General features: G+C 31.8%; 13 protein-coding genes. 5 read left to right on the top strand and 8 right to left on the bottom strand.

Going from position 1 to position 14,022, the window contains the following annotated elements; translation table 11 throughout:
* The first annotated feature begins 57 nt into the window (after positions 1-57).
* Positions 58-981, top strand: coding sequence for a hypothetical protein (locus BUB70_RS07540; protein ID WP_200777489.1), 924 nt, complete (start codon positions 58-60; stop codon positions 979-981).
* Positions 982-1,035: 54 nt separating this feature from the next.
* Here BUB70_RS07540 and BUB70_RS07545 read toward each other — a convergent pair whose 3' ends face one another.
* A complete protein-coding gene (locus tag BUB70_RS07545; protein ID WP_073120190.1) occupies positions 1,036-1,410 on the bottom strand; it encodes a hypothetical protein in 375 nt (124 codons plus the stop codon).
* A gap of 177 nt (positions 1,411-1,587) precedes the next feature.
* Between BUB70_RS07545 and BUB70_RS07550 the strand changes: the two genes are divergently transcribed.
* Positions 1,588-2,454 (top strand): DUF4382 domain-containing protein, encoded by an 867-nt coding sequence (locus BUB70_RS07550; protein WP_159431421.1) that lies wholly within the window; start codon positions 1,588-1,590, stop codon positions 2,452-2,454.
* A 63-nt stretch (positions 2,455-2,517) separates the two neighbouring features.
* Here BUB70_RS07550 and BUB70_RS07555 read toward each other — a convergent pair whose 3' ends face one another.
* From BUB70_RS07555 to uvrB, 3 genes are all read right to left on the bottom strand, one after another.
* Complete coding sequence (locus BUB70_RS07555; protein WP_073120193.1) at positions 2,518-2,892, bottom strand: DUF423 domain-containing protein; 375 nt, start codon at positions 2,890-2,892, stop codon at positions 2,518-2,520.
* On the bottom strand, positions 2,892-3,455 hold the full coding sequence (locus BUB70_RS07560) for a DUF4494 domain-containing protein (protein ID WP_073120196.1): 564 nt from the start codon (positions 3,453-3,455) through the stop codon (positions 2,892-2,894). Before BUB70_RS07560 ends, BUB70_RS07555 begins: the two co-directional genes overlap by 1 nt.
* Positions 3,456-3,525: 70 nt before the next feature.
* On the bottom strand, positions 3,526-5,511 hold the full coding sequence (uvrB, locus tag BUB70_RS07565) for an excinuclease ABC subunit UvrB (protein WP_073120199.1): 1,986 nt from the start codon (positions 5,509-5,511) through the stop codon (positions 3,526-3,528).
* A 181-nt stretch (positions 5,512-5,692) separates the two neighbouring features.
* Here uvrB and BUB70_RS07570 point away from each other — a divergent pair, with 181 nt between their 5' ends.
* Complete coding sequence (locus BUB70_RS07570; RefSeq protein ID WP_073120202.1) at positions 5,693-8,443, top strand: TonB-dependent receptor; 2,751 nt, start codon at positions 5,693-5,695, stop codon at positions 8,441-8,443.
* Between the two features lie 63 nt (positions 8,444-8,506).
* The gene (locus tag BUB70_RS07575) at positions 8,507-9,535 is read left to right on the top strand and encodes a phytase (protein WP_073120205.1); all 1,029 of its coding nucleotides are present in this window, start codon (positions 8,507-8,509) and stop codon (positions 9,533-9,535) included.
* Positions 9,536-9,607: 72 nt separating this feature from the next.
* On the opposite strand, the gene BUB70_RS07580 is transcribed toward BUB70_RS07575, so the two are convergent.
* The 3 genes from BUB70_RS07580 to BUB70_RS07590 all read right to left on the bottom strand — a co-directional run bounded on the left by BUB70_RS07580 (position 9,608) and on the right by BUB70_RS07590 (position 11,605).
* Positions 9,608-9,856 carry a hypothetical protein gene (locus tag BUB70_RS07580; protein WP_073120207.1) on the bottom strand — a complete coding sequence of 83 codons (249 nt, stop codon included), beginning with the start codon at positions 9,854-9,856 and terminating at the stop codon, positions 9,608-9,610.
* Between the two features lie 66 nt (positions 9,857-9,922).
* Positions 9,923-10,165 carry a hypothetical protein gene (locus BUB70_RS07585; protein WP_073120211.1) on the bottom strand — a complete coding sequence of 81 codons (243 nt, stop codon included), beginning with the start codon at positions 10,163-10,165 and terminating at the stop codon, positions 9,923-9,925.
* A 60-nt stretch (positions 10,166-10,225) separates the two neighbouring features.
* Positions 10,226-11,605 (bottom strand): T9SS type A sorting domain-containing protein, encoded by a 1,380-nt coding sequence (locus tag BUB70_RS07590; protein WP_073120214.1) that lies wholly within the window; start codon positions 11,603-11,605, stop codon positions 10,226-10,228.
* A 117-nt stretch (positions 11,606-11,722) separates the two neighbouring features.
* Here BUB70_RS07590 and BUB70_RS07595 point away from each other — a divergent pair, with 117 nt between their 5' ends.
* Positions 11,723-13,495 carry an ABC transporter ATP-binding protein gene (locus BUB70_RS07595; RefSeq protein ID WP_073120216.1) on the top strand — a complete coding sequence of 591 codons (1,773 nt, stop codon included), beginning with the start codon at positions 11,723-11,725 and terminating at the stop codon, positions 13,493-13,495.
* A gap of 72 nt (positions 13,496-13,567) precedes the next feature.
* Here BUB70_RS07595 and BUB70_RS07600 read toward each other — a convergent pair whose 3' ends face one another.
* Positions 13,568-14,020 (bottom strand): MarR family winged helix-turn-helix transcriptional regulator, encoded by a 453-nt coding sequence (locus BUB70_RS07600; RefSeq protein ID WP_073120218.1) that lies wholly within the window; start codon positions 14,018-14,020, stop codon positions 13,568-13,570.
* Positions 14,021-14,022: the final 2 nt, after the last annotated feature.

Raw genomic sequence — 14,022 nt, forward strand, 5'->3', positions numbered from 1 at the left:
TTGAAAATATTAGATAAATTTAAGTATGTAATTAAACGTGCTAGTAAAAAGTAAATAATGATGCGTGTTAATAATTTAAAATTTTCAAGAGATGAGGATCATAATAATGTATGGTTGTCACAAAAAAACAATCAAGAATTTAGTTTTACTGATTTTGGAGTAAAACCAACTATTTTGGATAGTGAAGCTGAAGTTGGAAAGGCAATGTTGAATGAACTTTATCATACAGCAGCATCTAAAGAAGGAGATATTAATATTGCGCTTCTTGGAGGTAGAGGAGCCCAAGAATTACATCGTTTGCTAGGGGCATTGGCAAAATCTTCAGATCAAGACGCATTGCTTGCTAGGCTTAATGTGTTTACGCAAGATGCACTTGCTCCAATGGGGATGGGTAACGGTTTTAGTTTTGTAAGAGATTTTGAACGTATTTTAGGAGATGCCTTTTTTAAAAAAATAAAAAGCTTTACTCCAATGAAAACAGATACAGAAGATTTAGAATCAGCTCTTATAAATTATCTAAATAAATTAGAGGATTTGGGTGATTTGGATATCTTTTTTATTGGTCATGGACCCGAAGAAAATCAAGCATCACATCTTGCTTACATAAAACCTTTCTCTGGTGCAAAAAGTCATCATGTTGCTGGAATCATTCCAATATCTAATAGTATTTTGGAACATCATATTAGCAAGTTTAAGGCAGGTGGAAGTATTGTAGGTGAAAATGATGAAAGAGAATGTAGAGATGCAAAGTATATTCTTACTTTAGGACCAGCAGCTATTTTACAAGCTAAAAAAGTGGTTCAATCTGTCGTAGATGCAGATTCCGCACCGGCTAAAATTAAAACATATGCAAATGTTCTTAATACTTCAATAAGTTCTAATACAAATGAGGCAATGGAGCAATTAAATAGAAATCCGGGATTGTGGATAAGACTACACGCTAATAGTAAATCTTTTGTCTTGCCTAATTTAGGAGTGTAATCGATAGGTTATTAAACTCATGATGAATTAGTGGCTTTATCAGCAAAGAGCAAATTACTTTATTTTTATGCTACTTGTTGGTTTTCCTTTAAAATTTGAAGGCATCAAATCTATATTTCTTTTTTCTGCAGCTTTTAGAATAAAAGGAATAATAATACTGGCACCGGGTAAAAGAATAAAAGGAATTCCTATTCCTGCTATTTTGAGCATGTCATAAACATACAGTTTTAAAAATTTCTCATCTTCTTTGGTGATGTCACCACTGTGAAGAATGTATTTTTGAATAATACCGGTAGTTGTTTTGGTGTCTTTGGCTCCCGTTTTTAATCCGTAAAAAAAAGCATCCAAAGCATGTGAAACTTTAGATCTATTTTTAAAGATAAATAACCTAAAAAGTCTATAAGACCTACTGTGTTTCTTGGTTGACATCTTAATTTAAAATAATGATGTAAAATTACTATTTATCTCTGTTTTATGATCTAAAAACATCAGGTTATTTTAAAATAGAATGGTTATAATTTATTGTTGTTTTTAACATAGGTTAGTTTTGGCATAGTATCTGTTGCTTTCAAGGTGAATTAATTTTAAAAGGATAGATATATGAAAATGGAAACAATTAAATTAAGTCTTAAGAAAATGGTACTTACAGTAATGTCACTAACCGCATTAGGTTTTATGCAAAGCTGTAGTGATAGTGATGGAACTGGAACAGCCCAAGTTAAATTTAAACTAGTTGATGCTCCAGGGGATTACGAGCAGGTAAATGTTGAAATTATAGACATTCAATACAACTTAGGCGAAGATGTAGGTTGGCAAAGTCTAGAAAGTTTTGAAGGACCTTTAAATGTTGATTTAACAACTTTAGTAGGTGGAGAAAATGAAATTTTGGCTGATGAAGTGGTAGAGGCCAATACCATGCATCAAATTAGATTGGTGTTAGGGGATAATAATACCGTTGTCTTAAGAGGAGAAACAGAAGCAAAGGATTTAAGTACTCCTAGTGCGCAACAATCTGGTTTAAAGATTAATTTAGATGAAGCACTTAAAGCAGGATTCTCCTATACTTTTATTTTAGACTGGGATGCGCAAGAGTCTATTGTAGCCCAAGGTAATGGAAGTTATAGTTTAAAGCCAGTGATTAGAGTAAGTGCTGAAAAGAATTCTGGAATTATTAAAGGAAAAGTTTGGGAAGATTTAGGAGATGAGGTAGAAGAAAACCCATTAGTTATTGAAGGTGCAACGGTTTCATTATATGATACGATGACAGAAGAATTAGTAACAACAACGGAAACAGATTCTTTAGGAACATTTGTTTTTCAAGGAGTTTCAAGTGGATCTTATAGTTTGGTTATTTCTAAAGAAGGTTTTGTAGAATATAGTTCAGAGAATGCTATTGATGTAACTGTTGGTGAAACAGAAGATATAGGAAATATTAAATTGCAAATGGTTGTATCAGCAGAATCAGCAATGTAAAATATAATTTGAAATTTTATTTAAAACAAAAAGCCTTTCAGTATCCTGAAAGGCTTTTTGTTTTTATATCAAAGCTAATAAAAATACTAGCCAGGAGAGTAATAGGCTTAGTCCTCCTAGTGGAGTAATAGGTCCTAAAGCTTTTGCTGATTTATCTTTGCTTTTTAAAATGCAAATACCATATATACTTCCTGAGAATAAAAAGACACCGATGATTGCAAATATAACCGCCAATTTTTCGGTATTTGAATCAAAAGGTAAAATGATTCCTACCAAAAGTAAGAATAAAGCATGGTACATTTGATATTTTACACCAATTTCAAAACTATCTAGAATTTCTTTAGACCATTTTTTCTTGAGTAAATGACTACCAAAAGCTCCTAGTACAATAGCCATAAATCCAAAAAGACCACCAAATATATATGCAGCTTGTTGCATTAGTCTTCTATAGGTTCTTCTTCTTCCTCTTCTTCAGTAAACTCTTCTTCTAAAACATCATCATCAATATTTTCGTCTTCAGAAAAAGAATCTTCAGTATAAGTTTGTGGAGCAGCAGCTACAACAGCTGGTTCTTCGTCACCATCAAAGAAAGGGAAAATATCAATAATTGGAGATTCTGTAATACTTGGAATTGAATAATCAGAAACGGTATCAGCAAACTGCTCTGTTAAATATTCATAAGCATCTTTTACATCTAATGCTTGTACCAATACATAGGTGTTGGTTCTTTTTTCTAATCCTTTGTCCTCATCCAAAGTAACTAAAGATACTTTACATTTAAACCAACGATCTCCGTGTTCGCTTGGGAAAATTTCAGAGAAATTAGCTACTTTAATGTTGGTGATTTTAAAACCTTCAGACAAGTATTTACCCATTTCTTCTGTTGCACGAGCTTCCGCTTCGGTAAAAGTTAAAGCATCAAACAAATAAGGTTGATTGAAAGTTTTAATTCTTTCATTATCGTCTATTTTACTGTATTTTACTTTTACTTCGTACCACATAAGATTTGTTTTTTAAGAGTCACAAATGTAAAAACAAATCCGAATTTTGAAGAAACAAATTTAATTTAATTTACAATTTACTTTTCAAAGCTTTGATTTCATCACGGAACTTGGCAGCAGTCATAAAATCTAAAGTTTTGGCGGCTTTTTCCATCGCTCGTTGTTTGTCTCTAATTCTTTCTTCGATGGCTTCTTTAGATAGGTATGCAGTGTCTTCTTCAGCAGCTAGGTTTTGTTGAATCTCTTCGTAATTGGTTCCTTGGTTGTCTGTTAAATTGTTTCCTAAATCTTTTTTGATTTGAGTAGGCGTAATTCCATTGGCTTCGTTATAAGCAATTTGTTTTTCACGTCTACGAGCGGTTTCATCAATGGTTAATTGCATACTTTTGGTAATTTTATCAGCATACATAATAGCCATTCCATTTACGTTTCTTGCCGCTCTACCCACGGTTTGAGTAATAGATCTATGTGATCGTAAAAATCCTTCTTTATCCGCATCAATAATCGCAACTAGAGAAACTTCAGGTAAATCTAGTCCTTCACGTAATAGGTTCACTCCAATCAAAACATCAAACAAACCTTTACGTAAGTCTTGCATAATTTCTACACGCTCCAAAGTATCAACATCGGAATGTATATAACGACAACGTACTTGAATTCTGGTTAAATATTTTGCCAATTCTTCTGCCATACGTTTGGTTAAAGTAGTCACCAATACACGTTCGTCAACTTCAATGCGTTTGTGAATTTCTTCAATCAAATCATCTATTTGATTCTGACTAGGACGAACTTCGATAATAGGGTCTAACAATCCTGTAGGACGAATGACTTGTTCTACCACCACACCATCTGATTTTTCTAATTCATAATCAGCAGGAGTTGCAGTTACATAGATGACTTGATTTTGAATGGCTTCAAATTCTTCAAATTTTAACGGACGGTTGTCCATGGCTGCAGGTAATCTAAAACCAAACTCAACTAAGTTTTCTTTTCTAGAGCGGTCTCCACCATACATGGCATGGGTTTGTGGAACGGTTACGTGACTTTCATCAATGACCATTAAAAAATCCTCAGGAAAATAATCAATCAAACAGAAAGGTCTCGTCCCGGGTTCTCTACCATCTAAATACCTAGAATAGTTTTCAATTCCGCTACAATATCCCAGTTCACGAATCATTTCTAAATCAAATTCTGTACGTTCTTTTAAACGTTTGGCTTCAAGTGTTTTTCCAATTTCGTTAAAGTAATCGTATTGTTTCATCAAATCATTTTGAATTTGATGAATGGCATCTTGTAAAATATCAGGAGAAGTCACAAATAAGTTAGCTGGATAAATATCTAAGTTATCAAAACGTTCTATGACTTGTTTATTTTCTAAATCGTAAGATTCTATTTCTTCAATTTCATCACCAAAAAAATGAACTCTGTATGCATATTCTCCATAAGAAGGAAAAATAGTAACAGTATCACCTTTTACTTTAAAATTTCCACTTTTCATGTCAGCCTCTGTACGTGCGTAAAGACTTTGCACTAACATGTGTAAAAACTTAGTTCTACTCAAGGTTTGATCTACTTGAATTTTGATGACATTTTTTTTGAATTCTACGGGGTTTCCAATACCATACAAACAAGAAACAGAAGCCACTACCAAAACATCTTTTCTACCGGAAAGTAGGGCAGAAGAAGTACTGATTCGTAAACGTTCAATTTCATCATTGATAGATAAATCTTTTTCTATATATACTCCGGAAGAAGGAATATAAGCTTCGGGTTGATAATAATCGTAATAAGAAACAAAATACTCAACCGAATTGTTTGGAAAAAAGTTTTTAAACTCAGAATACAACTGAGCCGCTAAGGTTTTGTTATGTGCCAATACCAAAGTAGGTTTTTGAACTTCTTGAATGACATTGGCAACCGTAAAAGTTTTACCAGAACCTGTTACTCCTAATAAGGTTTGATACTGATCTCCATTATTAACACCTGCTACCAATTCTTTAATAGCATTGGGTTGATCTCCGGTGGGTTTGTATTTAGAAACGACTTTAAAATCCATGATGTAAAATTACGTAATCAAATTTACAAATAAACTATGTTAAAGCATTGTAAATACAAGGTTGATAAATTGTTTAATTAACATTTAGATAATGGTTTTTTGGAGTTTTAGTCATGATTTGTTAAACAGGAGTCGTGTTCTTGTTATATAGTTTTACGGTTCAAAATAACAAACAAGAACAATGAAAAAACTAAGACTTTTAATTTTAACATTATTGATAACTGTAATTGGTTTTGCGCAAAGCAAAGGAAATATTGTAGGACATATTACTGATCCAAACAATTTACCTATTCCGGGGGCTTTTATTAAAATAGAATCTTTGAATATGATGACGGTAACTGATTTTAATGGAAATTATACTTTTGTAGGAATTGCCAATGGAGATTATGTATTAAAATCTAGCTGTTTAGGATGTAAAGATTTAACTCAAACGGTAAAGGTGAATGGAAAAACTGTTGTGGTTAACTTTGTATTAGATTCAGCAGTGAACGATTTAGATGAGGTTGTTCTTAAAGGAAGTAATTCTAAAGGACAAGCAAAGGCTTTAAATAAACAAAAATCTAACTTTAATATAACCAATATTGTAGCAGCAGATCAAGTGGGGAAGTTTCCAGATGCTAATATTGGAGATGCAGTAAAAAGAATTCCTGGGATTGCGGTACAAAATGATCAAGGAGAAGCTAGAAATATTATTATAAGAGGTATGGCTCCTCAGTTGAACTCGGTGACTTTAAACGGAGAAAGAATTCCATCTGCAGAAGGAGACAATAGAAATGTACAAATGGATTTAATTCCCTCAGACATGGTACAAGCTGTAGAGGTAAACAAAGTATTGACTTCTGATATGGAAGCAGATGCGATTGGAGGTTCTGTAAACTTGGTGACTAGAAAGGCAGGAGAAAAAACAAGAATTACTTTAACAGGGGCTTATGGGCAAAACCCTGTAAGAAATACACCAATGTACAATGGTGCGGCAGTACTTGCTGGTAGAGTATTTAATAACAAACTAGGGGCTGTATTGAGTACTTCTATTCAGTCTAATGAATTTGGTTCTGATAATATTGAATTTGAATGGGATAAATATCTAAATAATACAGCTGTAGTTGTTTCTCAAGACATCAGAAAATACGATGTTACTCGTGTAAGACAAAGTGTTGCATTAAATTTAGATTATAAAATAAATAACAACAACACACTTTATTTTAACACAGTGTTAAACAACAGAAAAGACTGGGAGAACAGATATAGATTACAATTTAAAGATATTGAAGAAACAGCTCCTGGAGTTTATGAGTCTGAAGTAAGAAGACAAACCAAAGCAGGGACTAATAAAAATGCAAGATTAGAAGAACAACAAATTAAAAAGTATTCTTTATTTGGAGAGCATATTTTATTCAACTCTGTAAAGTTAAATTGGAAGACAAATTATTCTAAAGCTTCTGAAACTAGACCCGATGAAAGATACATTAACTACAGATTAAAAGATGTTGAAGTAACTCAAGATTTATCTGATACAAAATTTCCAGGAATCAATCCAACAGGGACAGATTTTAACAATCCTGCTGCTTTAGAATTTAAAGAAATCTCTGAAGAAAATCAATACACGCAAGAAGAGAATTACGGAGCTAAGTTTGATATTGAAATACCTATGTTACAAGGAGATTTTGAAAATACTTTAAAAGTAGGATATCGTTATAAAAATAAAGAAAAGAGTAGAGACAATACTTATAGCGAATACGATCCAATTTCAGCAATAGATAATATGAGTGATGTTGCTTATAGTGATCAAACAGTAAAAGGATTTTTGCCAGGAGACAAATACAAATCGGGTAACTTTGTTGATAAAGAATATTTAGGTGGATTAGACTTAAAAAATAGTGATTTATACAGTGCTAAGCCTGTTTTAGAAGAATTTGTACCAGTAAATTACAATGCTAAAGAAACAGTAAATGCAGCTTATGGAATGATTACTCAGAAATTAACTCCAAAATTATCTGCATTGGTAGGACTTAGAGTTGAAAGAACAGATTTAGATTATACGGGTTATAGAATTGATATAGAAACTGCAGAAGATTTTGATGATGCTACTAAAATAGAAGCTTCTAAAAACTATACTAATTTTTTACCAAACTTACAGTTTAAATACAGCTTACAACCTAATACTATTTTTAGATTGGCTTATTCAACATCTATTGCTCGTCCAAATTATTATGATTTGGTTCCCTATCAAAACATTGACTCATCAGATGATTTAGTTTTTGAAGAAGGAAACTCTAGTTTAGAAGCTAGTTACTCTAACAACTTAGATTTTATGTTTGAACACTATTTTTCATCAGTAGGAATTATTTCAGGAGGAGTATTTTATAAAAATATAGATAAGTTTGTTTACACTTATACTGAAGATGGTTTTGTTGATGCTGCTTATCCTGGAGAAACATTCGAGTACTCTCAGCCAAGAAATGGAAACAAAGCAAAGGTTTATGGATTAGAGTTATCCGTACAAAGAAGATTAGATTTTTTACCTAAATTCTTAAAAAACTTAAACGTATACGCAAACTATACCTATACAGATTCTGAAGCAGATGGTGTAGAAGGTAGATCTAAATTGGCTTTGGCAGGAGCTGTTAAAAATATGTTTAACGCCTCGTTGGCTTATGAAATTAAAAAGTTAACGCTAAGAACATCCTTAAATTACGCAGGTGCTTATATTGATGAATATGGAAGCGAAGCTTTTGAAGATATTTATTATGACTCTCAAATGTTTTTAGATGTAAATGCTACTTATGAAATAGTAAAAGGATTAAGATTGTTTACTGAGTTTAAGAATTTAACCAATCAAGAATTAAGATATTACCAAGGTAAAAAAGACTTAACTGCACAGGCAGAATACTACAACTTTAACTGGAATGTTGGAGCAAAGTACAATTTTTAATAAATTAAAAAACATCATAAATGCCTATATGATATTAGTATAGGCATTTATGTATTTATATATATGAAAAGAATTTTAATACTAGGATTGATCGCGTTACAAGTAGTATCATGTCAATCAACAAAAAAAGATACAAGTTTGGTTTTTTCAGTGAATGCTGTAAGAGAAACCGTTCCTGTGCAAAGTAATGATGATGCAGCAGATGATGCCTGTGTTTGGATCAATCAAAAAGATGTAAATGCTTCTTTAATTATTGGAACAAATAAAAAACAAGGTTTGTGTACTTATAATTTACAAGGAGAATTGTTAAATAATGATCCGGTAGGAAAAGTAAATAATGTAGACATCAGAGATCATTTTTATTTTAAAGGGGATACCATTTCAGTAGTTACTGCTTCTAACAGAACTAATAATACCATTACCGTCCATCAAATACATGCAGATGGAACTTTAGAAAACATTGCTAAAGACTCCATAAAATCTAACTTAAAAGAAGTTTATGGATTGTGTATGTATCAAAACTCAGGAAACACATATGTGTTTATTTCTGGAAAAGATGGAGGCGTAGAAAAATGGCAGTTAATCGCTCAAGAAAACGGAGTGGTTGGAGTATTGATAAGTACTATTTTTGTAGGTTCTCAAACAGAAGGAATGGTTGCTGATGATGAATTAGGGTTTGTTTATATTGCAGAAGAAGATGTGGCTTTGTGGAAATACAACGCAAACAACCTAGAAGAAACTAGAACTTTAGTAGCTAAAACTTCTGACGTAAACATGAAAGATGATTTTGAAGGTGTAACTCTTTATAAACAAGAAAACAATACAGGGTTTGTGATTTTATCATCTCAAGGAAATAATTCTTATGCAATGTTTGATAGAGTAACCAACAAGTACATTAAAAGTTTTACACTTGAAGATGGGGGGATTGACGGAACTAATGATACAGATGGTATTGATGTAACATCAGGGAGCTTTAAAGATTTTCCTAAGGGATTTTTTATTGCTCAAGATGGAACCAATATGGATGGAAGTGTTAAGAAAAATCAAAACTTTAAAATAGTTGATTTTAGAGATGTTTTGGAAGGACTTTAATATTTCAATTATAACATAAAAAAATCCGCTTAGTTAACTAAGCGGATTTTTTTGTATAAACTTATATAATCATTAACCGAAAATCCTATTCAACATTTGTTTGTCTGCATTTTTAACCCTCCAATCACAATCAGGATAATTAATTTCTATACATACATTTTCTTCATTCATATCGTGAATAAGACTTTTGTCCTTTTTTCTTAATAGACCATTAATCATTAATAGTTTTTGTGTCAATTTAGAACGTTTGTTTTTTAACATTCTGTGTACCATAACGCTTCTATCACTAGATTTGATAATTACATTTTTAATAAATTTCATAACGGTTTTGTATTTTAGATTTCTTAATAAGATACAAAAAAACAATGAAACAATCAAGAATTACTTTTAACCAAAAATCCTGTTAATGAGTTTTTTACTAGCGTTTTGTATTTTCCACTCTCCGCTATATCTATAAATATAAAGCGTTGCATTTTCCTCGTTTATCAAACGGATGATTTTTTTGTCTCTAGTTTTTAAGAATTGTAAAATTCTATCTAAAATTGCTTTAGATCTGTCGTACTTTTTTAAATCAGGATTGTGTAGTTCAAGGCTACCGTCAAAAACTACAATGTTGTTTATCGTGTTCATAACTTAAGTGATTTTGATCCCCTTTAAATTACGAAAAAAACGCGAAAAATAATCCAAGTATTAGTCTTTAATTACCTTAAAAGTTGTTTGCTCTCTGTTCTCTTGTAACAATACAACATATAATCCCGTGGACAATTTAAACAAGTCGATGGTTTTGTTGTTAGAAATTCCCTCTAAAACGATGTTGTTTTGGTAATTCATGACTTTATACTTAAAATTAGTATAAGGATAATTCATGATTTCTGTAGTTGTTTTTACGGGATTAGGACTCGCATATGGTTTTAAATAAGTTTTAAAGGTAGTTGTTTCCTCAGGGTGACAAGATTGATTAACTAAGGCCTCTAAATCATCTTTATCATAGTTTTTTTCATAGCCCAGTTTTTTAGATTTGGTTAGGTAATCACAAGCTTTTTCGTTTTCTTTTAGGTCTAGGTATACTTCACCAATATATCTTAATGCAAGTGTATTGTCTTCATATAATTTTAAAGCTTCATTTAAATCAACAAGTCCTTTTTCTGTTTCTCCTAACTTATGATATACATAACCACGCAAAGTTTGTAGATTTTTTTCTGTTTTCCCTGTACTATATTTATAGATAAACTGTTCGCTTTCAAAAGCTATATTTAAGTGTTCTAAAGCTTTTTCGTAGTCTTTAAGAGCAATGTATGCATCTCCCAAGGCTTTATGAGCAAAAGCATGTCTAGGGTGTGCATCTAATACTTTATTTAAATAGTATATTCCTAGTCTGTATGATTTGTTTGCTACTAAGTAGGTACCAAGGTTATTAACCAATCGGGTGTCAATAGTATCTGTTTTTACGGCAAGGTAATAATAGTGCGAAGCTTTGTTTTCTTGTTCATAAGAGGCATATATACTTGCCATAATATCATAAATTCTTCCTAGAGATTTACTGTCTATTTTTCTCCCTTTTTCTTGTAAGAGTTCTATTCTATCAATAATTCTTGAATAATCTCTCATTGCTAAAAGCCTATCTCCTAAAAGATACCTAGCGTATGTTCTATTCGTCAAGGCTCGGTTATTATTTGGATCCTCTATAAGTTTCTGATTCGATTTTTCAACAATTTCATAGGCTTTTAAAGTGTTTTGCTTGTTCTTTTGATTGTACTTTTTAATATGGTCAATTCTTTCTAAGAGTACACCATGATCAAATTCCCAAGTGGTGATTTTTTCGCCTTTTCCATTTATTTTATAACAAGTACCGTGGTATTGGTTTTTATCAAAATAAAAAAACTCACATGGTTTACCGTTTCGATAATAGGATTTAATACTGTCTATTTCATGTTTATGATTATACCAAGTCTCTTGAGCAATGATTCCATCTTTATATTTAATAACCTCATAAAGAGGCTCTTTTTTTTCGTTATTTTTCGCAAAAATAGAGACTAAAGAGAATAACCATAGGCAAACTACCTTTTTCATAATTTTTTTCTCTAAAGATAGAATTTATAATGAAAATATAAAGCGGTGTTTTTCCACAGGTATTATGGTAAATTAAATAAGTCACATATGTATCTTTATCCATCAAAATAACAAAGTATGAAATCATATCAAGACAAAGCATCTGATAAAAAAAATAAAAAATCTAAAGTAACGATGGCTGCAGCTTTTAAAAGCATTATTTGGCCAAGACGTAAACTGGTATTTATAGGTTTGATTTTAATAGTCTTAAGCCGTTTGGCAAGTTTGGTTTTGCCATGGAAAACAAAGGTTTTGTTAGATGAGGTAATTCCAAACAAAAACTTTGAAGAACTACGCAATTTATTATTCATAGTAGCAGGAGCTATTTTGGTACAGGCTGTTACCTCTTTTTTGTTGACGAAAATATTAAGTGTACAAGCCCAGTTTTTAATTTCTGAGCTAAGAGCACAAGTGCAAAGAAAAGTATTGTCTTTACCGATTAGTTTTTTTGATAACACCAAATCTGGAGCATTGGTGTCTAGAATTATGAATGATGTAGAAGGTGTTCGTAATTTAATTGGAACAGGATTGGTACAATTGGTAGGAGGAACCATTACCGCTGTGATTTCTTTGATTTTATTAATTAAGATTAGTTGGTCTATGACTCTTTTTGTCTTGGTTCCTGTGGGAATTTTTGGATTTATTGCTTTAAAAGCATTTGCTTACATAAGACCTATTTTTAAAGTAAGAGGAAAAATCAATGCAGAGGTGAACGGTCGTTTAACCGAAACTTTGGCGGGAGTCCGTGTCATCAAAGCTTTTAATGCCGAAGAGCAAGAAAATAAAGTGTTTGAAAAAGGTGTTGATTTGATGTTTCAAAATGTAAAAAAAAGTTTAACAGCTACGGCTTTAATGACGAGTACTTCTACCTTCTTATTAGGAATTGCTTCCACAGGAATTATGGGAATTGGAGGATATAAAATCATTCAAGGAGAATTAACTATTGGGGACTTTTTATCATTTACCTTGTTGTTAGGATTTATGATTGCACCTATTGTACAGATGAGTAATATTGGGAGTCAGTTAACTGAAGCATTGGCAGGTTTGGATAGAACTGAAGAGTTGATGAATATGCAAGCAGAAGATGAAGATGAAAATAGAATTGAAGTCATCAATCATTTTAAAGGAGATATAGAATTTAAAGATGTTTTTTTTGCTTATGAAGAAAACAAAGAGGTCTTAAATAATATCAGTTTTAAAGCAGCTTCGGGTTCTGTTATTGCCTTGGTAGGAAGTTCAGGATCTGGAAAATCTACCATTGCAGGTCTGTCTGCTACCTTTTTAAATCCAAAATCTGGAACCATTACCATTGATGGTCATGATTTATCAAAAGTAAAGTTAAGTAGCTTTAGAAAGCACTTAGGAGTGGTTTTACAAGATGAGTTTTTGTTTGAAGGAACCATTAAAGAAAATATTATGTTTCCAAGACCAAATGCTACTGAGGAACAATTACAAAATGCAGTAAATGCTGCTTATGTAAATGAATTTACGGATAGATTTGAGGAGGGATTAGATACATTGATAGGAGAAAGAGGTGTGAAGTTGTCTGGTGGACAAAGACAACGTATTGCCATTGCTAGAGCTATTTTAGCAGATCCTAAAATTATTATTTTAGATGAAGCCACTTCTAACTTAGATACAGAAAGTGAAGTGTTGATTCAGAAAAGTTTGGCTCAATTAACTAAAAACAGAACTACGATTGTGATTGCACACCGTTTGAGTACCATTCGTAAAGCTGATCAGATTTTAGTGATAGAAGCTGGACAAATAGCAGAACGTGGTACGCATGATGAATTGATTGCTTCTCAAGGTCGTTATTATGATTTGTACACTTATCAAGGGAAAATTTAATCATCATAGATACCTATACAACAAAAAACTGCCTTAGTCAAGGCTGTTTTTTGTTGTAATTATTTTTCTCAATTAAAGTTTTTCTTTTAAACCTTCCATTAACTTGACTAGTGTTTTCTGAAACTCGATAGCTTCCGATAAAGAAATTTTATCCGTTTTAAATGATTTGATAATCTTTTCAGGGATACAAACTGCTTTTTTCTTGAGTGCTTTTCCTTCTTTTGTAAGTGATATCAATACGGTTCTTTCATCCTTAATAGAACGTTTTCTTATGATGAGTTTTTTTTGTTCTAATCTTTTTAATAAAGGGGTTAAAGTGTTAGATTCTAGTAAAAGTTTTTGACCTATACTGCTAACACTTTGTTCTTTATACTGCCATAAAACCAATAACACAAGATATTGAGGATAGGTAATGTCTAGATCCTCTAAATAAGGGGCATACATTTTTGTGGTAAGTCGTGAAGCTGCATAGAGAGGAAAGCATAACTGATTTTCAAGATACAGATTTTCAAAATTTTCTTCCATCC

Origin of the sequence: Wenyingzhuangia marina, from assembly GCF_900130035.1 — a bacterium.
In the GTDB taxonomy this organism is placed as follows: domain Bacteria; phylum Bacteroidota; class Bacteroidia; order Flavobacteriales; family Flavobacteriaceae; genus Wenyingzhuangia; species Wenyingzhuangia marina.